Raw genomic sequence first — 20,239 nt, 5'->3', positions numbered from 1 at the left:
GGCGTGGGACGAAGCCCACGCCCCGCCGGCCGCGCGCTACTTGCCGAGCCCGGCCCGGCGCAGCGCGTCGGCCATCGCGCTGTTGGCCACCGGCGCGGGCCTGGCCCCGCCGCCTGCGCCCGAGTTGCCACCGGAGTTGCCGCCGGAGTTGCCACCGCCGCGCCGGTCCTGGCGCGGCGGACGCGGACCCCGCTCGCCGCGCTCCCCGCGCTCGCCCCGGTCACCACGCTCACCGCGCTCACGCGGCCCGCCGGCCGGCCGGGGCGCGGTCTCGTCCTCCAGCCGCAGGGTCAGCCCGATCCGCTTGCGCGGGACGTCGACCGAGACGACCTTGCAGGTCACCACGTCACCGGACTTGACCACCTCGCGCGGGTCCTTGACGAACCTGGTCGACAGCGCCGAGACGTGGACCAGCCCGTCCTGGTGCACGCCCACGTCGACGAAGGCGCCGAAGGCGGCGACGTTGGTCACCACGCCCTCCAGCACCATGCCCACCACCAGGTCGCCGATCTTGTCGACGCCCTCCTTGAAGGTGGCGGTGCGGAACGCCGGGCGCGGGTCGCGCCCCGGCTTGTCCAGCTCGCCCAGGATGTCGGTGACGGTCGGGATGCCGAAGGTCTCGTCGGCGAACTCGGCCGGGCGCAGCGCCCGCAGCGCGGTGCCGTTGCCGACCAGTTCGCGCACCGTGCCGCCGGTCTTCGCCAGGATCCGGCGCACCACCGGGTAGGCCTCGGGGTGCACGGCGGAGCCGTCCAGCGGGTCGTCGCCGTCCGGGATCCGCAGGAAGCCCGCGCACTGCTCGAAGGCCTTCGGGCCCAGCCGCGCCACGTCCTTGAGCGCCTTGCGGGTGCGGAACGGGCCGTTGGCGTCGCGGTGCGCCACGATGTTGTCGGCCAGCGTGCCGTTCACCCCGGAGACCCGGGTGAGCAGCGGGGCGGAGGCGGTGTTGACGTCCACGCCGACCGCGTTGACGCAGTCCTCGACCACCGCGTCCAGCGAGCGGGAGAGCTTCAACTCGCTGAGGTCGTGCTGGTACTGGCCGACCCCGATCGACTTCGGGTCGATCTTGACCAGTTCGGCCAGCGGGTCCTGCAGCCGGCGGGCGATCGAGACCGCGCCGCGGATCGACACGTTGAGCTCGGGCAGCTCCTGCGAGGCGAAGGCGGAGGCGGAGTAGACCGAGGCGCCTGCCTCGGAGACCATCGCCTTGGTCAGCTTCAGCTCCGGGTGGCGGTTGATCAGGTCCTCGGCCAGCTTGTCGGTCTCGCGCGAGGCCGTGCCGTTGCCGATCGCGATCAGGTCCACCTGGTGCGCCTCGGCCAGCGCCGCCAGGGTGGCCAGCGCCGCGTCCCACTTGTTGGCGGGCTGGTGCGGGTAGATGGTGTCGTGCGCGACCACCTTGCCGGTGGCGTCCACCACGGCGACCTTGACGCCGGTGCGGAAGCCCGGGTCCAGGCCCATGGTGGCCCGGGTGCCGGCCGGCGCGGCGAGCAGCAGGTCGCGCAGGTTGGCGGCGAAGACCTTGACCGCCTCGTCCTCCGCCTCCTGGCGCAGCCGGCCGCGCAGGTCCAGGCCGAGCCGGACCAGGATCCGGGTGCGCCAGGCCCAGCGGACGGTGTCGCCGAGCCACTTGTCGGCCGGGCGGCCGTGGTCGGCGACCCCGAAGCGGGCGGCGATCCGCTGCTCGTAGTCGCTCGCGCCGGGCAGGTCGCCCTCCGCCTCCCCGTCGAAGGGCGACAGGTCGAGGTCGAGCACCTCCTCCTTCTCGCCGCGCAGCATGGCCAGGATCCGGTGCGAGGGCAGCTTGGTGAACGGCTCGGCGAAGTCGAAGTAGTCGGCGAACTTCGCGCCCTCCGTCTCCTTGCCCGCGCGGACGGTGGCCACCACCCGGCCCCGGCCCCACATCCGCTCGCGCAGCGTGCCGATCAGGTCGGCGTCCTCGGCGAACCGCTCGACCAGGATCGCCCGGGCGCCCTCCAGCGCGGCGGGCGCGTCGGCCACCTGCTCGTTGACGAAGGCCGCGGCGCGCGCGGCCGGGTCCTGCCCGGGGTCGGCCAGCAGCTGCTCGGCCAGCGGCTCAAGGCCCGCCTCGCGGGCGATCTGGGCCTTGGTGCGGCGCTTGGGCTTGTACGGGAGGTAGATGTCCTCCAGGCGCGCCTTGGAGTCGGCGGCCAGCACCTGGGCGCGCAGCGCGTCGTCCAGCTTGCCCTGCGCCTCGATCGACTCCAGCACCGCGGCCCGGCGCTCCTCCAGCTCCCGCAGGTAGCGCAGCCGCTCCTCCAGGGTGCGCAGCTGGGTGTCGTCCAGCTCGCCGGTGACCTCCTTGCGGTACCGGGCGATGAACGGCACCGTCGAGCCGCCGTCCAGCAGCTCGACGGCCGCCCTCACCTGCCCTTCCCGGACCCCGAGTTCCTCGGCGATCCGCCGCCCGACGGCCTGTTCGGCCGCCGCGGCTGCCCGTGCTGACTGCTCGGCTGGCGTGGTCACGAAGCCGGTCACCTTCTCATGAGTCGCGTTGCGCTTACCCCCCGCATTCTGTCAGTTGTAGAGTCCGGGCATGGCTGACGCGCTGCTCGACAAGCTGGGCCGGGGCAAGTACCTGCTGGTCACCTCGTACAAGAAGGACGGCACGGCGGTGCCCACCCCCGTCTGGGTGGTGCGGGACGGGGAGGCGCTCGGCATCTGGACGGTGGCCGACTCCTGGAAGGTCAAGCGGATCCGGCGGCGGCCCGAGGTGCTCGTGGGGCCGTGCGACGTGCGCGGGCGGCCGACCGGTGAGTCGGTGCCGGCCGCGGCCGAACTGCTGGACGCCGCCGGGGCCGCCCGCTACCGGCAGCTGCTGTCCCGCAAGTACGGGCTGATGGGCCGGCTGACCCTGCTGGGCAGCCGGCTGCGGCGCGGCGCCGACGGCACGGTCGGCATCCGGATCACCCTCATCCCTTAGGAGCTGTCCGGCCGTTACCCCTTCAGCTCGGGGAACTGGTCGTCGCGCCACTCCTGGCCGGCGACCGGCCCCGCGGCCTCGCGGTTGCGCAGCTCGACCCGGCGGATCTTGCCGGAGATGGTCTTGGGCAGCTCGTAGAACTCCAGCCGCCGCACCCGCAGGTAGGGCGCCAGGTTCTGCCGGGCGTGCCGCAGGATCGCCAGCGCGGTGTCGCGGTCCGGCGCCCAACCCGGGGCGAGCGCGACGTAGGCCTTGGGCACCGCGAGCCGGGTCGCGTCGGGTGCCGGGACCACCGCCGCCTCGGCGACCGCGGGGTGCTCGATCAGCACGCTCTCCAGCTCGAACGGCGAGATCTTGTAGTCGGAGGCCTTGAACACGTCGTCGGTGCGGCCGATGTAGGTGATGTAGCCGTCGGCGTCGCGGGCCGCCACATCGCCGGTGTGGTAGTAACCGCCCGCCATCACCTCGGCGTTGCGCGCCTCGTCGGCCAGGTAGCCGGTCATCAGGTTGACCGGCCGCCGCGCCAGGTCCAGGCAGAGCTCGCCCTCCTCGGCCGGCTCGCCGCTGACCGGGTCGACCAGCACCACCGGCACGCCGGGCAGCGGGCGGCCCATCGAGCCCGGCTTGACCGGCGCGCCGGGCGTGTTGCCGACCAGCAGGGTGGTCTCGGTCTGCCCGAAGCCGTCCCGGATGGTGCGCCCCCAGTGCCGCTCGACCTGCGCGATCACCTCGGGGTTGAGCGGCTCGCCGGCCGCGAGCAGCTCGCGCAGCTCGCCGGGTCCGGCGGACAGGTCGGCCTGGATCAGCATCCGCCACACCGTCGGCGGAGCGCAGAAGGTGGTCACCCGCGCCCGGTGCAGCTGCTCGACCAGCCGGGCGGCGTCGAACCGGGTGTAGTTGTGGACGAAGATGGTCGCCTCGGCGATCCACGGCGCGAAGAAGCAGCTCCAGGCGTGCTTGGCCCAGCCGGGCGAGCTGATGTTGAGGTGCACGTCGCCCGGGCGCAGGCCGGTCCAGTACATCGTGGTCAGGTGGCCGACCGGGTAGGAGACCTGGGTGTGCTCGACCATCTTGGGGCGGCTGGTGGTGCCGGAGGTGAAGTAGACCAGCAGCGGGTCGGTGGGCGCGGTGGTGGCGGTGAACGGGGCCGGGTCGGCGAGCCGGTAGGCGGCTTCGAAGGCGGCCCAGCCGTCGGCCGCGCCGCCGACCGCGATCCGGGTGAAGTCGGCGCTCAACCCGGTGAACTTGGGGGTGTCGGCGAGGTTGGCCACCACGTGCCGGGCCCGGCCGCGCTCGATCCGGTCGGCCAGGTCGGCGGCGCCGAGCGCGGTGGTGGTGGGCATGATCACCGCGCCGAGCTTGAGCACCGCGAGCATCGCCTCCCAGAGCTCGACCTGGTTGCCCAGCATCAGCATGACCCGGTCCCCGGACCGCACGCCGAGCCCGGCCAGGTGGTGGGCCACCTGGTCGGAGCGGTGCGCCAGTTCGGCGAAGCTGTACTTCGCCTCCTGCCCGTCCTCCTCGACGATCCAGAGCGCGGTGCGGTCGTTGCCCCGGGCGATCGCGTCGAACCAGTCGACGGCCCAGTTGAAGGGGCCCTCGATCACGGGCCAGGCGAAGTCGGCCGCACCGTCCTGAGCCAGCAGCAGGTCACGGGCGGCGCGATAGGTCTCAGTGGCGGTCACGGCAGCCGAGCATACCGAGCGGCCGGGCGCCCGGCAGGGGCTCAGCCCTGGTAGGGCAGCAACTCCGGCCGCTTGGGCGGTCGTCCGTCCCCGGACGAACGGCCGGTCAACCGCCGTCCCAGCCAGGGCAGCAGGTGGATCCGCAGCCAACGCAGGTCGGCGCGGAGCACGGCGAGGCGGCCCACCGGCGGGGCGGGCGGCAGCGGCGCCCGCCAGTCGAAGGCCGGCGGGCGCCCGAGTGCCTGCAGCACCGCCTCGGCGACCCGCCGGTGCCCCTCGGGCGACAGGTGCAGCCGGTCCTCCGCCCAGAGCCGGCGGTCGTCGAAGCAACGGGCCGAGAAGAGGTCGACCACCGCGACCCTGGGGTGCTCGCCGAGTTCCTCGACGAAGGCCTTGAGCCGCGTGATGGCCGGCAGCAGCCGGGCGCCGCCCGCCATCCGGCGGGTCGGGTCGGTGCTCGTGAAGAGCACCACCACGGCCCCCGTGGCGAGCAGTCGCTCGGCCGCCGACCCCAGGCGCGCCCGCACCTCGGCGATGTCGCAGCCCGGGCGCAGCACGTCGTTGAGCCCGCCGGCCAGGGTGACCAGCTCCGCCCCCGCGGACTCGGCCGGCGCCAGCTGCTCGGCGCAGATCTGCCCGATCAGCTTGCCCCGCACCGCGAGGTTGGCGTACCGGAAGTCACCCCCGTCGACTTCCGAAGCGAGCGCGGCGGCCAGCCGGTCGGCCCAGCCGCGGTAGTGGCCGTCGGGTCCCAGCTCGTCGCACATGCCCTCGGTGAAGGAGTCGCCGAGGGCGAGGTAGCTACTGAAGCGGGTGGGGGCGGTGGTCTGGTCCATAGCACCCCGATGCTACCGGCGGGTACCCCCGGGTTGTGGCCCGGGGCCGCCGGGCTTCCCTCCCGACGGCCCCGGAGACTGTGTGGAGACCGCGTCAGGCGGGCACCGGGGCGTCCGTCACCCAGTGCCCGCGCACCGCGTCGGTCGGCCGCTGCTCGCCGAGCGCGGGCAGCCCCCAGCTGCCGAGCGCGTCGATGACCGCCCGCAGCCCGGCGCCGCGCTCGGTCAGCTCGTACACCGTCGCGTTGGCCGGGCGCTCCAGCTTGCGCCGCACCACCACGCCCTCGCCCTCCAGTTGCTTGAGCCGGGCGGCCAGGATGTCCGTGCTGACCCCGGGGAGGTCGGCGTGCAGGTCCGTGTACCGGCGCGGTCCGCCCAGGAGTTCACGGACGATCAGGAGGCTCCAGCGCTCCCCGACCGCGTCCAGGGACCGGGCGACGGCGCAGTACTGGTCGTAGCTTCTGCGTGACATGCCATCAGCATAGCCAAAAGGTTGGACTTTCCAAGTGCCTACTTGGTAGAACAAAGCAACCAGATGGTGAAGCCGGGAGGCAGCAGTGGAGTATCGGCAGTCCAGCAAGCTCGCGGGCGTGTGCTACGAGATCCGCGGCCCGGTGGTTGATCAGGCCAATGCCCTGGAGGAGGCCGGGCACAGCGTGCTGCGGCTGAACACGGGCAACCCGGCGCCGTTCGGCTTCGAGGCGCCCGAGGAGATCCTGCAGGACATCATCCGCAACCTGCCCAACGCCCACGGCTACAGCGACTCGCGCGGCATCCTGCCGGCCCGCCGCGCGGTGGTGCAGTACTACCAGCAGCGCGGGGTGGCCGGGGTCGACGTCAACGACGTCTTCCTCGGCAACGGCGCCTCCGAGCTGATCCAGATGGCCGTGCAGGCCCTGGTGGACGACGGCGACGAGGTGCTGGTCCCGGCCCCCGACTTCCCGCTCTGGACCGCCGTGGTGCGCCTGGCCGGCGGCAAGGCGGTGCACTACCTCTGCGACGAGGAGGCCGAGTGGTACCCGGACCTCGCCGACATCGCCGCCAAGATCACCTCGCGGACCAAGGCCATCGTGGTGATCAACCCCAACAACCCGACCGGCGCGGTCTATCCGAAGGAGCTGCTGGACGGCATCCTGGACCTGGCCCGCCGGCACGGCCTGATGGTGCTGGCCGACGAGATCTACGACAAGATCCTCTACGACGGCGTCGAGCACCACTGCCTGGCCGCGCTCGCCGACGACGTGCTCACCCTCACCTTCAACGGGCTCTCCAAGGCCTACCGGGTGGCCGGCTTCCGCAGCGGCTGGCTGGTGGTCTCCGGGCCCAAGCAGCACGCCAGGGACTACCTGGAGGGGCTGACCATGCTGGCCGGCATGCGGCTGTGCCCCAACGTGCCGGCCCAGTTCGCGGTGCAGGCCGCCCTCGGCGGCCACCAGTCGATCCACGACCTGACGCTGCCGACCGGGCGGCTCACCGAGCAGCGCGACGTCACCTGGCGCGCCCTCAACGAGCTGCCGGGGGTGAGCTGCGTCAAGCCCAAGGGCGCGCTCTACGCCTTCGCCAAGCTGGACCCGGCGGTGCACAGGATCAAGGACGACGAGCGCTTCGTGCTCGACCTGCTGCTCCGCGAGAAGATCCACATCGTCCAGGGCACCGGCTTCAACTGGCCCCGCCCGGACCACTTCCGCTTCGTCACCCTGCCCAGGGCCGACGACCTGGAGACCGCGATCAGCCGGATCGGCCGCTTCCTCACCACCTACCGGCAGTAGGCGCCGGGCGTCCGCGAATCGCCGGAGCTTCACCCGAAAGATCACGTGCGGTCCGGTCCGCACGCCTCCCCCGCACTGCCGTACGCGTCTTACGGGCCGTCGGTCCTCCGCTGACACTGAGGAAGATCGACGGCCATCGTCCGGCGTGGCCGAATGTCCCGGTGGGGGGATCCCAATGGCACAGCCCTTCGAACTACCCGACTTCTACCTGCCGCACCCGGCCACGCTCAACCCGCACCTGGAGGGCGCGCGCGTGCACACCCGCGCCTGGGCGCGCGAGATGGGCATGCTGGAGGGCAGCGGCGTCTGGGAGGCGCAGGACCTGGAGGACCACGACTACGCGCTCCTCTGCGCCTACACGCACCCGGACTGCGACAGCACCGCGCTCGACCTGGTCACCGACTGGTACGTCTGGGTCTTCTTCTTCGACGACCACTTCCTGGAGATCTTCAAGCGCACCCTGGACCGGCCCGGCGGCAAGGTCTACCTGGACCGGCTGCCGCTCTTCATGCCGATGGACTGGACGCCGGAGCAGGGGCCGGGCGGCTTCCCCGAGCCGACCAACCCGGTCGAGGCGGGCCTGGCCGACCTGTGGGCGCGGACCGTGCCGAGCATGTCGCCGGACTGGCGGGCCCGGTTCCGGGAGAGCACCGAGCACCTGCTGAACGAGTCCATGTGGGAGCTGTCCAACATCGACCAGGGCCGGGTCGCCAACCCGGTCGAGTACATCGAGATGCGCCGCAAGGTCGGCGGCGCCCCCTGGTCGGCCGGGCTGGTCGAGTTCGCCGCGCAGGCCGAGATCCCGGCCCGGGTGGCCGCCGGCCGCCCGCTGCGGGTGCTGCGCGACACCTTCTCGGACGGCGTGCACCTGCGCAACGACCTCTTCTCCTACCAGCGCGAGGTGAGCGAGGAGGGCGAGCTGAGCAACGGCGTCCTGGTCCTGGAGACCTTCCTCGACTACACCACCCAGCAGGCCGCCGACGCGGTCAACGAGCTGCTGACCAGCCGGCTGCACCAGTTCGAGAACACCTTCTTCACCGAACTGCCGCTGCTCTTCGCCGAGTACGGCCTGGCCCCCGACGAGATCGCCCGGGTGCTCGCCTACGCCAAGGGCCTCCAGGACTGGCAGTCCGGCGGCCACGAGTGGCACATGCGCAGCAGCCGGTACATGAACGAGCGCGCCGACCTCGGCGGTTCGGCCTTCTCGCCGGTCCCGGTCGGGCTCGGCACCTCCGCCGCCGAGGTGCGCCGCTTCCTCGACCCCACCGTGCTGCGCAGCTTCACCCACGTCCCGTACCAGAGCGTGCCGCCGTTCCAGGTCCCGGAGATGTACCTGCCCTTCCCGCCCGCCCTGAGCCCGCACCTGGGCAGCGCCCGGCGCGACTCCACCGCCTGGGCCCGGGAGATGGGCTACCTGGACCTGGTCCCCGGCCTGACGGACTCCGGCGTCTGGGACGATCGCAAGATCGTCTCGTACGACCTGGCGCTCTGCTCGGCCGGCCTCGACCCGGACGCCACTCCCGAGGAGCTCGCCCTCTCCGCCGAGTGGCTGATCTGGGGCACCTACGGGGACGACTGGTTCCCGATCGCCTTCGGCCACCCGGGCGATGTGCCCGCCGCGCGGGCCTGCGTCGACCGGCTCGCCCAGTTCCTCACCCGCTCGCCCACCGAGCCGTTGCCCGTCCCGGTCACGGCGCTGGAGCGCGGGCTGGCCGACCTCTGGCCCCGCACCGCCGACCCGATGCCGCCGGCGGCCCGCGCCGCCTTCCGCGACGCCGTCGGCGACATGCTGGACAGCTGGGTCTGGGAGATCGCCAACGTCGCCGAGAACCGCATCCCCGACCCCGTCGACTACGTCGAGATGCGCCGCCACACCTTCGGCTCCGACCTGACCATGAGCCTGGCCCGGTTCGCCAACCAGCGCACGCTGCCCGACGAGGTCTTCCGCTCCGGCACCATCGAGGCGCTGAACCACGCGGCCGCCGACTACGCCTGCCTGATCAACGACCTCTTCTCCTACCGCAAGGAGGTCCAGTACGAGGGCGAGATCCACAACGCCGTCCTGGTGGTGCAGAACTTCCTCAACTGCGACCTGCCGCACGCCCTCGCCGTGGTCTCCGACCTGCAGACCTCGCGGATGCGGCAGTTCGAGCACCTGACCGCCAACGAGATCCCGCAGCTCTGCGAGGACTTCGCGCTCGACGCCGCCCAGCGCGCGGAGCTGGAGGACTACCTCCAGGACCTGCGCAACTGGATGAGCGGCATCTACGTCTGGCACCGGGACGTCGGCCGGTACCGCGACGCCGAGCAGGAGTACCAGCCCGCCGCCCACCACCGGCGGCTGGCCGCGGCCGCGGCGGCCGGCCCGGTCACCACCGGTTTCCGGGTCCCGGTCCCCAGCGGCCTGGGCACCTCCGCCACCCGGATCGCGGCACTCGGCTGACAGTGACGCCGGCGGGCAGCGGGTGCCCCGGTCCACGGACCGGGGCACCCGGCTAGGCTCCCCTGGTGGACACCCTCGATCACCGCACGCTCGTCGCCGAAGAAGCCGCCCGGTTCGCCGCCCTGATCAGGGGCGTCGACCTGGCCACCCCCGTCCCCGGTTGCCCCGGCTGGACCCTCCTGGAGCTGACCCGGCACGCCGGCAGCGTCCAGCGTTGGTTCGCCGGGCTGCTCAACCAGCGGATCCAGCAGCCGCCGGCCCGCCGCGAGGTCGAACTGGACCTGCCCGCCACGGTGGACGGCTATCCGCAGTGGCTGCTCGCCGGCGCCGCCGTGGCGGCCGAGGCCTTCGCCGGCATCGAGCCCGAGACCGCGATGTGGGCCTGGGGCCCCGACCAGCACGCCCGCTTCTGGGCCCGCCGGATGCTCTTCGAGCTCCTGGTGCACCGGGCCGACGCCGAACTCGCGCTGGGCCTGCGGCCCGAGTTCGATGCGGCCGTCGCCGCCGACGGCATCGACGAGTTCCTCACCAACCTCCCGTCCGCCGGCATCTTCGCCCCCCAGGTGGCCCAGCTGCGCGGCACCGGCGAGACCATCGGCTTCGCCCGCACCGACGGCTCGGGCAGCTGGCTCGTCCGCCTGGACCCCGACGGCTTCGGCCTCACCACCGCCGACCCCGCCGGCCCCGCCGACCCCGCGACCGCCACCGTCCGGGGCACCGCCGCCGACCTGCTGCTCCTCCTCTACGGCCGCCTCGACCGCACGGCGCCCGCCTTCGAGGTCGGCGGGGACGAAGAGCTGCTGGCCCGCTGGTTCGCCAACTCGGCGTTCTGAGCGCGGCGAGCGGCGCGCGGTGAGGCGAGCCGGCAGGGGGTGAGGCGAGCCGGGTCCGCACCAGCGCGGTGCCACGCATGACAGCTGCTCAGCTGCTCAGCCGCTCAGCCGCTCAGCCGATGGTCCGATCGGTGCGCATCTGCCGCCCGGTCGCTGCACCGCGCGCGTGGCGGGGAACCCCTCCAGGTCGGGAACCACCCGCCTGAAAGGTCATCTCATGCCACACCGCACTCTCCGCCACGCCGCCACCCTGACCCTGGTCGCCTCGCTCGCGCTGGCCACCGCCGTCGCCGGGGCGGGCCCGGCCGGGGCCGCCTCGCCCGAGGACCATCCGTTCGAGGTGAGCGTCGGCACCACCGGGATCCAGGCGCCCAGCACCGGCACCGGTGGCCTGGTCAGCTTCCGGGTCAGGACCGACGACCCGAAGGGCCGGCACCTCCAGCTCCTCCGCCTGCACGACGGAGCCACCATCGACCGCCTGCTGGCGGACCTCGCCGACTCCGTCGGCAACGTCCCCGCGACCCGGGCCGCCGGGGTGCGCGCGGTGCGCGGCGAGGCCGACGCGCTGGGCGGTGCCATCGTGACGCCGCAGGTGCACGAGCAGTTCACCGAGGAGGTGGCGCCCGGCGCCGTCTACCTGGTGGACCTGACGGCGCTGCGCGCCGACCCCGCGCACCCGGTGGTCAAGCGTCTGGACCTGTCGGGGACCAACGGCCAGAGCGCCAACCAGGCCCGGTTCCCCGACGGCATGGTGATCGCCCGCGACACGCCGGCCGGTCCGCGGTTCCAGACCGAGGACTTCGACCACGCGCACCTGGCCTACCTGATGCACAACGACTCCGCGCAGCTCCAGGCGATGGAGCTGCGGCCGGTCGGCCCGGACACCACCGACGACCAGGTGCGGGCGTACTTCCAGGCGCTCGCGATCGGCCTGAACCCGCAGTCGCCGTTCACCGGCCCCGGCACCGGCTTCGGCGCGCTCTCGGGCGACCGCGGCGCCTCGGTGCAGGCGCACGGACTGGCGCCCGGCCGCTACGCGCTGCTCAGCCTGATCCCCGACGAGGAGACCGGCCAGCCGCAGGTGGTGCGGGGCATGCACCGGATCGTCACCCTGCAGTAGGCGCCCGTGGGGGGCCGCCAAGTCGCGGCCCCCCACGACTCTCAGTGCTTGGGGCCGTACATGATCACACCGACCCCGACCAGGCAGATCAGCGCGCCGAGCAGGTCGTAGCGGGTCGGCCGGAAGCCGTCCACCACCGCCCCCCAGATCAGCGAACCGGCCACGAACACCCCGCCGTAGGCCGCCAGCACCCGGCCGAAGTGGCTGTCCGGCTGCAGCGTCGCCACGAAGCCGTAGGCGCCCAGCGCCACGATCCCGGCACCGGCCCAGGCCCAGCCGCGGTGCTCGCGAACCCCCTGCCAGACCAGCCAGGCGCCCCCGATCTCCAGGATCGCGGCCAGGACGAAGAGCAGGGCGGAGCGCGCGACGGTCATGAGCCGGGAGTTTACGGCGTGCCGGTCGGCTCGCCCGCCTCACCCACCGGCTCGCCCGCCTCGCCGAGCACCGCCGAAACGGCCTGCGCCAACCGCCGCGCGACCAGCGCCGGATCACCCAGCGCGCCGCCGACCATCGCGCCGTCGCGCAGCAGGACCAGGATGTCCGCCTTCCGCTCGGCGTCGGCCGCTCCCGCTCCGGTCAGCAGCTCCGCCAGCAGCGAGCGCAGCCACGCCCGGTGCTCGGCGACCGCCCGCGCCACCGGGTTGGCCGGGTCGGGGTACTCGGCCGCCGCGTTGATGAACGGGCAGCCGCGGAAGCCCGGTCCGCACATCTCCTGCCCCAGCCGGGTGATCACCAGCGCGAGCACCCCCGCGGGCGCCGCGGCGGCCGTCGCGGTGGCGGCCTCGGCGCGGATCCGGGCGTCCCACTCCTGGATGTAGGAACGGACCAGCTCCTCCTTGCCCGGGAAGTGCCGGTAGAAGGTGGCCCGGGTGACGCCCGCCTCGGTGACGATCCGGTCCACGCCGACCGTGTGGATCCCCTCGGCGTAGAAGAGCCGGGTGGCCGCCGCCAGCACCCGCGCGCGGGCGGGCGACCGGTGGGTGGAGCGGGTGTCGGAAGGCGTACTCACGGTCCCGACCGTACTCCACCGCGTGAGCGGCCCCGGCCGGGCCCGCCACACCGGCCCGCCACGCCGGGCCGCCACGCCGAGCCCGCCACACCGGGCCGGGTGCGCCGAGGGCCGCCGCCGTACTACCATCGAGCCGAGAGAACGAACGTTCTGCCTCCCCCTGGTGCGAAAGGCTCCCTGATGGCCAAGTACCCCGAGGTCGGCGCCCCCGCGCCCGACTTCACCCTGCCCGGCCTACTGCTGACCGGCGACGCCGGGCAGCCCGCCGAGCGACGCGACTACCGGCCGGCCGAGGCCGCGGGCGGCCCGCTCGTGCTGGTCTTCTACCCGGGCGACAACACGGCCGTGTGCACCAAGCAGCTCTGCTCGTACACCTCGGACCTGGACCGGTTCCGCGACCTGGGCGCCACCGTCTGGGGGATCAGCCCGCAGGACCTGGACAGCCACGAGGCCTTCGCGCGCCGCCACGACCTGCGGTTCCCGCTGCTCGCCGACACGGACCGCACCGTCGCCAAGGCCTTCGGCATCGCCGTGCCCGGGCTGGGGCTGCGCCGCTCGGTCTTCATCCTCGACGGCGACGGCACGGTCCGCTGGCGCCACGTCGCGCTGGCCGGCCTGACCTTCCAGAACAGCGACACGCTGGCCGAGCAGTTGGCCGCCCTCTAGGCCCTGTCCGGCCCCGGTCACCTGGACCGGTCCGGGTCGGCGGCCGACCGGCGGCCGCCGCCCCGGACCGGGGCCCGGGGTCAGTGCCCCCTGGCGATCCACTCCTCCAGGTGCGGGGCCTCCTCGCCGATCGTGGTGGTCGGGCCGTGCCCGGTGTGCACCACGGTCTGCGGCGGGAGGACCAGCAGCCGCTCCTGGATCGAGCGGACGATGGTCGGGAAGTCGGAGAACGAACGCCCGGTCGCCCCCGGACCGCCCTGGAAGAGCGTGTCGCCGGTGAACACCGCCTCCAGCGCCGGCACGTAGACGCTCACGCCGCCGGGGCTGTGCCCGGGCGTGTGCCGGATGTGCAGGTAGAGGCCGCCCACCGTGATCCGCTGACCGTCCCTCAGCTCCTCGTCGGGGTGGTCGTCCGGGTGGGCCTGCTTCCACAGCGGCAGGTCGTCCGGGTGCAGGAAGATCGGCGCGCCGGTGAGCGCCGCGAGGGCGGGGGCGGCGTTCACGTGGTCGTTGTGCGCGTGGGTGCAGATGATCGCCAGCACCCGCCGGTCACCGACCTTCTCGGCGATCGCGGCCGCGTCGTGCGCGGGGTCGATCACCACGGCTTCGCGGTCGTTGGCGATGATCCAGACGTTGTTCTCCACCTCCCAGCTGCCGCCGTCCAGTTCGAAGGTGCCGGCGGTGACGAGGTGCTCGATCTCGGGTTCGGGGGGCATCACGTGCATCAGAGGACCACCACCGAGCGCAGCACGTCGCCGTCGCGCATCTTGTCGAAGGCCTGCTCGACCTCGTCCAGCGCGATCGTCTCGGTGACGAAGGCGTCCAGGTCCAGCCGGCCCTGCAGGTGCAGGTCGATCAGCATCGGGAAGTCGCGCGAGGGCAGGCAGTCCCCGTACCAGGAGGACTTCAGCGCGCCGCCGCGTCCGAAGACGTCGAGCAGCGGCAGTTCCAGCGTCATCTCCGGAGTCGGCACGCCGACCAGCACCACCGTGCCGGCCAGGTCCCGGGCGTAGAAGGCCTGCCGGTAGGTCTCGGGGCGGCCGACCGCCTCGATCACCACGTCCGCGCCGTTGCCGTCGGTCAGCGCGCGGACCGCCTCGACCACGTCGGCCCCGCCGGAGGCGTCCACCACGTGGGTGGCGCCCAGGCCGCGGGCCCGCTCCAGCTTGCGCTGGTCCAGGTCGACGGCGATGATCTTCGCCGCGCCGGCCAGGCGCGCGCCCAGTACGGCCGCGTTGCCGACCCCGCCGCAGCCGATCACCGCGACGCTGTCGCCGCGGCCGACGCCGCCGGTGTTGATCGCCGCGCCGAGCCCGGCCATCACCCCGCAGCCCAGCAGCCCGGCCACGGCGGGCGAGGCGGCCGGGTCGACCTTGGTGCACTGGCCTGCGGCGACCAGCGTCTTCTCGGCGAACGCGCCGATGCCCAGCGCGGGCGACAGCTCGGTGCCGTCGAGCAGCGTCATCTTCTGCTTCGCGTTGTGGGTGGCGAAGCAGTACTGCGGCCGGCCGCGCCGACAGGAGCGGCACTGCCCGCAGACCGCGCGCCAGTTGAGGATCACGAAGTCGCCGGGCGCCACCTCGGTCACGCCCTCGCCCACGCTCTCCACCACGCCGGCGGCCTCGTGCCCGAGCAGGAACGGGAACTCGTCGTTGATCCCGCCCTCCCGGTAGTGCAGGTCGGTGTGGCAGACCCCGCAGGCCTGCACCTTGACCACCGCCTCGCCAGGCCCGGGGTCCGGCACGACGATCGTCGTCACCTCGACCGCTTCGCCCTTGCCCCGGGCGATGACGCCCCTGACCTGCTGTGACATCCGGTCTACCCTTTCGCAGCGCAGCCGAGAAGCCGAACGGCCCCTCGGGAGAGCATTCTCTCCCGAGGGGCCGCCCGCGACGCCCATCCGTCAGTGGGCGCCGAGCAGAACAGGACGATCAGCGGTGATCAGTGCCGATCAGTGCCGATCAGCACAAGATCAGTGCCGCTCAGGGCCTACCAGCCCCAGCCACCGCCCTCGCCGTCGTTGTCGGTGGTGCTGGTCCAGTTCTCACCGACCGTGCGCTCGATGGTGTAGTGGTCGATCTGCTGGCCGGTCTCGGTCAGCGCGGTGACCTTCATCGTCGACTTCTGGTGCAGACCCGCCGGGGTCACGTCGACCTTGATGAAGGAGTAGCCGAGGTAGCGGACCCGCGACCACTCGACCGTCTCGGTGACCTTGGTCTGGCCCTTGGCGTTGTAGAAGGTCTGGATCGAGTCGACCTGGTTGACGTTGCCCTCGTAGCTCTGCGGAGCGCCGAAGGAGTACAGGCTGCGACCGGCGGCACCCGCGGTCACGTAGACCACGCCGTCCTTCTCCGGGTTCAGGGTGGCGCCGCTCGGGATCGCCTTGGAGACCTTGTTGCCCAGGATCGCGTCGGTGCGCTCGTACACGTGGTTGTGGCCGTTGATCACCAGGTCGACCCGGTACTTCTCGAACAGCGGCACCCAGGCCTCGCGGACCCCGCCCTCGGAGGCGTGCGAGATGGTGGTGGAGAAGGCGCAGTGGTGGAAGAAGACCACGACGAAGTCGATCGTCTCGTCGTTGCGGAAGTCCTTGAGGGTCCGCTCCAGCCACGCGGTCTGCTTGCCCGCGGTGATGCCCAGGTTGGCCGGGATCTCGTAGCTGACGTCGTTGGCGTCCAGCGAGATCACACCGACGTTGCTGTACCGGAACGAGTACACGCCGGGGGCCGTGCGGGGGTTCGGGCCGTTGTCCGGCAGGAACCAGCGGGCGTCCTCGCCGCCGTAGCCGTTGTGCGAGTACCAGGCCTCCATGTCGTGGTTGCCGTAGGCCACCATCCACGGGATCTTCGCGGCCACCCGCTCGGTCTGGACCAGGAAGGAGTCCCAGGTCTTGGCGTTGAAGTCGGCCTTGTCCGCGTCCAGGCCCTGGCCGTCCGGGTCGGCGTAGCAGATGTCGCCGGCGTGCAGGTGGAACTTGGGGTTCTGCGCCAGGATCACGTTGTCGTTGTTCGCCGCGTGGACGCTGACACCCTGGTCGCCGAAGGCGGTGAAGGTGAAGGGGTCGTACACCTTGCCCCAGCGGTGGTCGCGCGAGGCGGCCGTGCGGAAGGTGCCGAGCGTGGAGACGGCCTGCTGGCTCGCCGGGTCGAAGCCCTGGTGGCCGACACCGTAGTAGTACGTGGTGTCGGGGGTCAGGTCCTCCAGCGCCACGTGCAGGTAGTACTGGTCGACCGGGGTCTGGCCGGGGACCAGCGCCGGGGTGTGCAGCGTACGCACCTCGGCCTCGACCTTGTGGCTCAGCTCCCACGGGGTCTTGCCGTAGCGCAGGAACGGCTTCTTGACCGGGACCGGGACCTGCCAGGAGATCCGGAACTCGGTGTCCGGCTCGGCACCGAACTGCAGGTGACGGCCGACCGGGATGACCTGCGAGCCGTCGACGGCCGAGGCGGCGGCGTCGGTGACCAGGGTCGGGGAGGTCTTCGGCGCGGCGTAGGCGCTGCCGGAGCCGAGCACCCCACCCACCGCCAGGGCACCGACGGTGACGGCGCTGGATCGCAGCACCTTGCGCCGGGAGAGCTTGCTGCGCAGGTAGTCGTGCTGCTCGGCCATGCTCATGCGGGCGGCGAGCTTCGCGGGCACGCCCATGTTCGGGATATCCATCTCCATGAGCGGGACTGTGCCAGGTTCGGCCGTCGTTCGTTTGGATGTTCGGTGAACAGGCGTCAACGAATCGGTGGCGAGTACTGGCAGTCGCTGCCACCGGATCTCCCTGAGTCACCGTCAGTCCGAACGGTCCCGTGGCCACCCCGTGGCCGCCCGTTGTCCGCCCCGCGGCCGCCCCGCGGCCGCCCCGCGGCCGCCCCGTGTCCGCCCCGCGGCCGCGCACCTGACGCTGACCCACGACACACCCGACGCTCACGGCGCGGTGCCCGCCGAGCCCTTGCCCGACCCCCTCGCCCTCCCCTTGACTCCGCACCACCACCCGTCACCCGAGAGAGGCACTCTCATGTCCACGGAGCCGGAGCACCCCGCAACGCCGGGGCACCCGACCACCCCGACGCCCCCCGGGAGCCCCGCACGTGCCGGGAGCCCGGGCCGGCGCGGCGCGATCCGCACCCTGCTCGCCGGCAGCGCGGCCGCCGCGGTGGCCGGCTCGGCCGCCCTGGGCGCGGCCGCGGCCGCCCAGGCGACGCCGACCGGGCCGACCACCACGGACCCGTTCGCGCTGGAGCAGGCGCCCGCCGGCCAGGTCCGCGAGTACTGGATCCAGGCCGAGTCCTTCGAGCACAACCCCGTCCCCAACGGCTACGACGGCATGATGGGCACGCGCTACACCGCGGGCCAGACCAGCTTCTGGGCGATCGGCTTCCGCGCCTGCACCCCCGGCTGGGGCGCCCCGCTGCCCGCCGACACCGGCCCGCAGGGGATCGGCGCCAACAGCGGCATCCCTGGGCCGGTGCTGCGCGCCCAGGTGGGCGACACCCTGGTGGTGCACTTCCGCAACAACGACGCGCACTACCAGTGGCCGCACAGCATGCACCCGCACGGCGTGCGCTACGACGGCGACAACGACGGTGGCTGGCTGGCCGACCAGCCGGACCGTCCGGGCACCGCCGTGCCGTTCGGCGGCACCTACACCTACACCTGGACGGCGCTGCCCAGTTCGGTGGGGACCTGGCCCTACCACGACCACTCGGTGCCGCAGACGATCGCGCCGCCCGCCGCCACGAGCGGTGCGGCGCCGGCCACCCCGAAGCAGGGCATGGACATGGGCTCGGGCGGCGGGGTGATGGAGATCGGTGCCGAGCTGGGCCTGTTCGGCATCATCGCGGTGACGGACCAGCACACCCCGGCGGTGGACCGGGAGTTCGTGCTCTTCTTCCACGACGCCTACCAGGACGACATCCCGTCACTGGCCCAGGACGTCGACATGTTCAACGGCGGCGCCTTCCTCGACAACACCCCGCTCTTCACGGCCAGGCGCGGCGACCGGGTGCGCTGGCGGATCGCGGCGCTCGGCAAGGAGTTCCACGTCTTCCACCTGCACGGCCACCGCTGGCTGCGCGACGGACGTTACGTGGACTCCGAACTGCTGGGCCCCTCCACCTCGCTGACGGTGGAGTACACCGAGGACAACCCGGGATCCTGGATCTACCACTGCCACGTCACCGACCACATGATGGGCGGCATGGTCGGCCGCTATCACGTGTCCTGACGGGTCATCAGGCCGTCGCCATCACGCCGTCGCGGCCGCGGCGGCCCGCCCCGCCGTGCGGCCGCTGAACAGGCAGCCGCCGAGGAAGGTCCCCTCCAGCGAGCGGTAGCCGTGCACCCCGCCGCCGCCGAAACCGGCCACCTCGCCCGCCGCGTAGACGCCGTCCAGCACCGAGCCGTCGGCCCGCAGCACCCGGGCCGAGAGGTCGGTCTCCAGGCCGCCGAGCGACTTGCGGGTGAGCACGTGCAGCCGCACCGCGATCAGCGGGCCGGCCTTGGGATCGAGCAGCCGGTGCGGGGCCGCGGTGCGCACCAACTTGTCGCCCAGGTAGCGCCGGGCGCCGTGGATCGCGGTCACCTGGAGGTCCTTGGCGAAGGGGTTGGCGATCTCGCGGTCGCGCGCCTCGATCTCGCGGCGCAGCGCGGCCTCGTCGATCAGCCCCTCGCCCGCCCCGGAGGGATCGACCAGCCGGTTCATCCCGCGGACCAGGTCGCCGAGTTGGTCGGCGACCACGAAGTCCGCCCCGAACTTCTTGAACGCCTCCACCGGACCGGGCGCCCCGGGCAGCGCGCGGCCCAGCACCTGGCGCACGCTGCGGCCCGTCAGGTCCGGGTTCTGTTCGGAGCCGGAGAGCGCGAACTCCTTCTCGATGATCTTCTGGGTGAGTACGAACCAGGTGTGGTCGTACCCGGTGCGCATGATGTGCTCCAGGGTGCCCAGCGTGTCGAAGCCGGGGAAGAGCGGGACGGGCAGCCGCTCGCCGCGCGCGTCCAGCCAGAGCGAGGAGGGGCCGGGCAGGATCCGGATGCCGTGCCGGGCCCAGACCGGGTTCCAGTTCTCGATGCCCTCGGTGTAGTGCCACATCCGGTCGCCGTTGATCAGGTGGCCGCCGGCCGCACCCGCCACCTGCTGCATCAGGCCGTCCACGTGCGCGGGCACGCCGCTGAGCAGGCGCGCGGGCGGGGTGCCGAGCCGGGCCGGCCAGGCCTCGCGGACCAGGTCGTGGTTGCCGCCGATGCCGCCGGAGGCGATCACCACGGCCTGCGCGCGCAGCTCGAAGGCGCCGGCCGCCTCGCGCGAGCTGGCCGTGCCGCGCTCGGCGCCGCTGGGCACCAGCACCTCGCCGCGCACCGTGTCGGTCACGCCCGCCGTGCCGGCCAGTGCGGTGACCCGGTGCCGGAAGAGCGTGCGCACCAGGCCCTTGGCCACGCCGGCTCGCACCCGGCGGGCGAACGGCTCGACGAGCCCGGGTCCGGTGCCCCAGGTGATGTGGAAGCGCGGGACCGAGTTGCCGGGGCCGCTGGCCAGCAGTCCGCCGCGCTCGGCCCAGCCGACCACCGGGAAGAAGCGCACGCCCTGCGCGCGCAGCCAGGCGCGCTTCTCCCCGGCGGCGAAGTCGAGGTAGGCCTTGGCCCACTGGCGCGGCCAGTGGTCCTCGGGCCGGTCGAAGCCGGCCGAGCCGAGCCAGTCCTGCCAGGCGAGTTCGTAGGAGTCGCGGATCCGCATCCGGCGCTGCTCGGGTGAGTCGACCAGGAAGAGGCCGCCGAAGGACCAGTGCGCCTGGCCGCCGAGCGAGGCGGCCGGCTCCTGGTCGAGCAGGATCACCGTGCGCCCCGCGTCGGCGAGTTCGGCGGTGGCGGCCAGGCCCGCCAGGCCGGCTCCGATCACGATGACGTCGGCGTCCAGTGCCATCCGCGGGCTCCTCCAGTCGCTGCGGGG

At 72.9% G+C, this 20,239-nt stretch carries 16 protein-coding genes and 1 pseudogene; 7 read left to right on the top strand and 10 right to left on the bottom strand.

Annotated features, from left to right (window positions below):
• Positions 1 to 36: 36 nt before the first annotated feature.
• Positions 37 to 2,421 carry a Tex family protein gene (locus OG455_RS30780; RefSeq protein WP_266301019.1) on the bottom strand — a complete coding sequence of 795 codons (2,385 nt, stop codon included), beginning with the start codon at positions 2,419 to 2,421 and terminating at the stop codon, positions 37 to 39.
• Between the two features lie 136 nt (positions 2,422 to 2,557).
• Between OG455_RS30780 and OG455_RS30775 the strand changes: the two genes are divergently transcribed.
• Positions 2,558 to 2,944, top strand: coding sequence for a PPOX class F420-dependent oxidoreductase (locus OG455_RS30775; RefSeq protein ID WP_266299299.1), 387 nt, complete (start codon positions 2,558 to 2,560; stop codon positions 2,942 to 2,944).
• A 14-nt stretch (positions 2,945 to 2,958) separates the two neighbouring features.
• Here OG455_RS30775 and OG455_RS30770 read toward each other — a convergent pair whose 3' ends face one another.
• The 3 genes and pseudogenes from OG455_RS30770 to OG455_RS30760 all read right to left on the bottom strand — a co-directional run.
• Positions 2,959 to 4,629, bottom strand: coding sequence for an AMP-binding protein (locus tag OG455_RS30770; RefSeq protein WP_266299298.1), 1,671 nt, complete (start codon positions 4,627 to 4,629; stop codon positions 2,959 to 2,961).
• A 41-nt stretch (positions 4,630 to 4,670) separates the two neighbouring features.
• A complete protein-coding gene (locus OG455_RS30765) occupies positions 4,671 to 5,465 on the bottom strand; it encodes an SGNH/GDSL hydrolase family protein (protein WP_266299297.1) in 795 nt (264 codons plus the stop codon).
• Positions 5,466 to 5,586: 121 nt separating this feature from the next.
• Positions 5,587 to 5,937 (bottom strand): annotated as a pseudogene (locus OG455_RS30760) (winged helix-turn-helix transcriptional regulator); the annotation flags it as partial.
• Between the two features lie 85 nt (positions 5,938 to 6,022).
• Between OG455_RS30760 and OG455_RS30755 the strand changes: the two are divergent.
• From OG455_RS30755 to OG455_RS30740, 4 genes are all read left to right on the top strand, one after another.
• Entirely contained in the window at positions 6,023 to 7,234 is a 1,212-nt protein-coding gene (locus tag OG455_RS30755) for a pyridoxal phosphate-dependent aminotransferase (RefSeq protein ID WP_266299296.1), read from the top strand.
• Between the two features lie 175 nt (positions 7,235 to 7,409).
• A complete protein-coding gene (locus OG455_RS30750; protein ID WP_266299295.1) occupies positions 7,410 to 9,677 on the top strand; it encodes a germacradienol/geosmin synthase in 2,268 nt (755 codons plus the stop codon).
• Positions 9,678 to 9,742: 65 nt separating this feature from the next.
• Positions 9,743 to 10,510 carry a maleylpyruvate isomerase family mycothiol-dependent enzyme gene (locus OG455_RS30745; RefSeq protein ID WP_266299294.1) on the top strand — a complete coding sequence of 256 codons (768 nt, stop codon included), beginning with the start codon at positions 9,743 to 9,745 and terminating at the stop codon, positions 10,508 to 10,510.
• Between the two features lie 217 nt (positions 10,511 to 10,727).
• A complete protein-coding gene (locus OG455_RS30740; RefSeq protein ID WP_266299293.1) occupies positions 10,728 to 11,630 on the top strand; it encodes a hypothetical protein in 903 nt (300 codons plus the stop codon).
• A 41-nt stretch (positions 11,631 to 11,671) separates the two neighbouring features.
• On the opposite strand, the gene OG455_RS30735 is transcribed toward OG455_RS30740, so the two are convergent.
• Together OG455_RS30735 and OG455_RS30730 are read right to left on the bottom strand one after the other, a co-directional pair.
• Positions 11,672 to 12,004, bottom strand: a complete 333-nt coding sequence (locus tag OG455_RS30735) for a YnfA family protein (protein WP_266299292.1) — start codon at positions 12,002 to 12,004, stop codon at positions 11,672 to 11,674.
• An 11-nt stretch (positions 12,005 to 12,015) separates the two neighbouring features.
• Positions 12,016 to 12,639 (bottom strand): TetR/AcrR family transcriptional regulator, encoded by a 624-nt coding sequence (locus OG455_RS30730; protein WP_266299291.1) that lies wholly within the window; start codon positions 12,637 to 12,639, stop codon positions 12,016 to 12,018.
• A 180-nt stretch (positions 12,640 to 12,819) separates the two neighbouring features.
• On the opposite strand from OG455_RS30730, the gene OG455_RS30725 reads away from it, so the two are divergent.
• Positions 12,820 to 13,305, top strand: coding sequence for a peroxiredoxin (locus OG455_RS30725; RefSeq protein ID WP_266299290.1), 486 nt, complete (start codon positions 12,820 to 12,822; stop codon positions 13,303 to 13,305).
• A gap of 80 nt (positions 13,306 to 13,385) precedes the next feature.
• Here OG455_RS30725 and OG455_RS30720 read toward each other — a convergent pair whose 3' ends face one another.
• From OG455_RS30720 to OG455_RS30710, 3 genes are all read right to left on the bottom strand, one after another.
• Positions 13,386 to 14,021: an MBL fold metallo-hydrolase gene (locus tag OG455_RS30720; protein ID WP_266299289.1), complete on the bottom strand. Its 636-nt coding sequence runs from the start codon at positions 14,019 to 14,021 to the stop codon at positions 13,386 to 13,388.
• 8 nt (positions 14,022 to 14,029) lie between these two features.
• Positions 14,030 to 15,118, bottom strand: coding sequence for an S-(hydroxymethyl)mycothiol dehydrogenase (locus tag OG455_RS30715; protein WP_266299288.1), 1,089 nt, complete (start codon positions 15,116 to 15,118; stop codon positions 14,030 to 14,032).
• Positions 15,119 to 15,294: 176 nt separating this feature from the next.
• Positions 15,295 to 16,950 (bottom strand): metallophosphoesterase family protein, encoded by a 1,656-nt coding sequence (locus OG455_RS30710; RefSeq protein ID WP_266301018.1) that lies wholly within the window; start codon positions 16,948 to 16,950, stop codon positions 15,295 to 15,297.
• A gap of 361 nt (positions 16,951 to 17,311) precedes the next feature.
• Here OG455_RS30710 and OG455_RS30705 point away from each other — a divergent pair, with 361 nt between their 5' ends.
• Complete coding sequence (locus OG455_RS30705) at positions 17,312 to 18,520, top strand: multicopper oxidase domain-containing protein (RefSeq protein ID WP_266299287.1); 1,209 nt, start codon at positions 17,312 to 17,314, stop codon at positions 18,518 to 18,520.
• A gap of 21 nt (positions 18,521 to 18,541) precedes the next feature.
• Here the strand turns inward: OG455_RS30705 and OG455_RS30700 are convergent, their stop codons facing one another.
• Positions 18,542 to 20,212 carry an FAD-binding dehydrogenase gene (locus OG455_RS30700; RefSeq protein ID WP_266299286.1) on the bottom strand — a complete coding sequence of 557 codons (1,671 nt, stop codon included), beginning with the start codon at positions 20,210 to 20,212 and terminating at the stop codon, positions 18,542 to 18,544.
• Between the last annotated feature and the right edge of the window lie 27 nt (positions 20,213 to 20,239).

It is taken from the genome of Kitasatospora sp. NBC_01287 (assembly GCF_026340565.1).
Classification (GTDB): Bacteria; Actinomycetota; Actinomycetes; order Streptomycetales; family Streptomycetaceae; genus Kitasatospora.
This window is presented reverse-complemented; position numbering and strand designations above follow the sequence as displayed.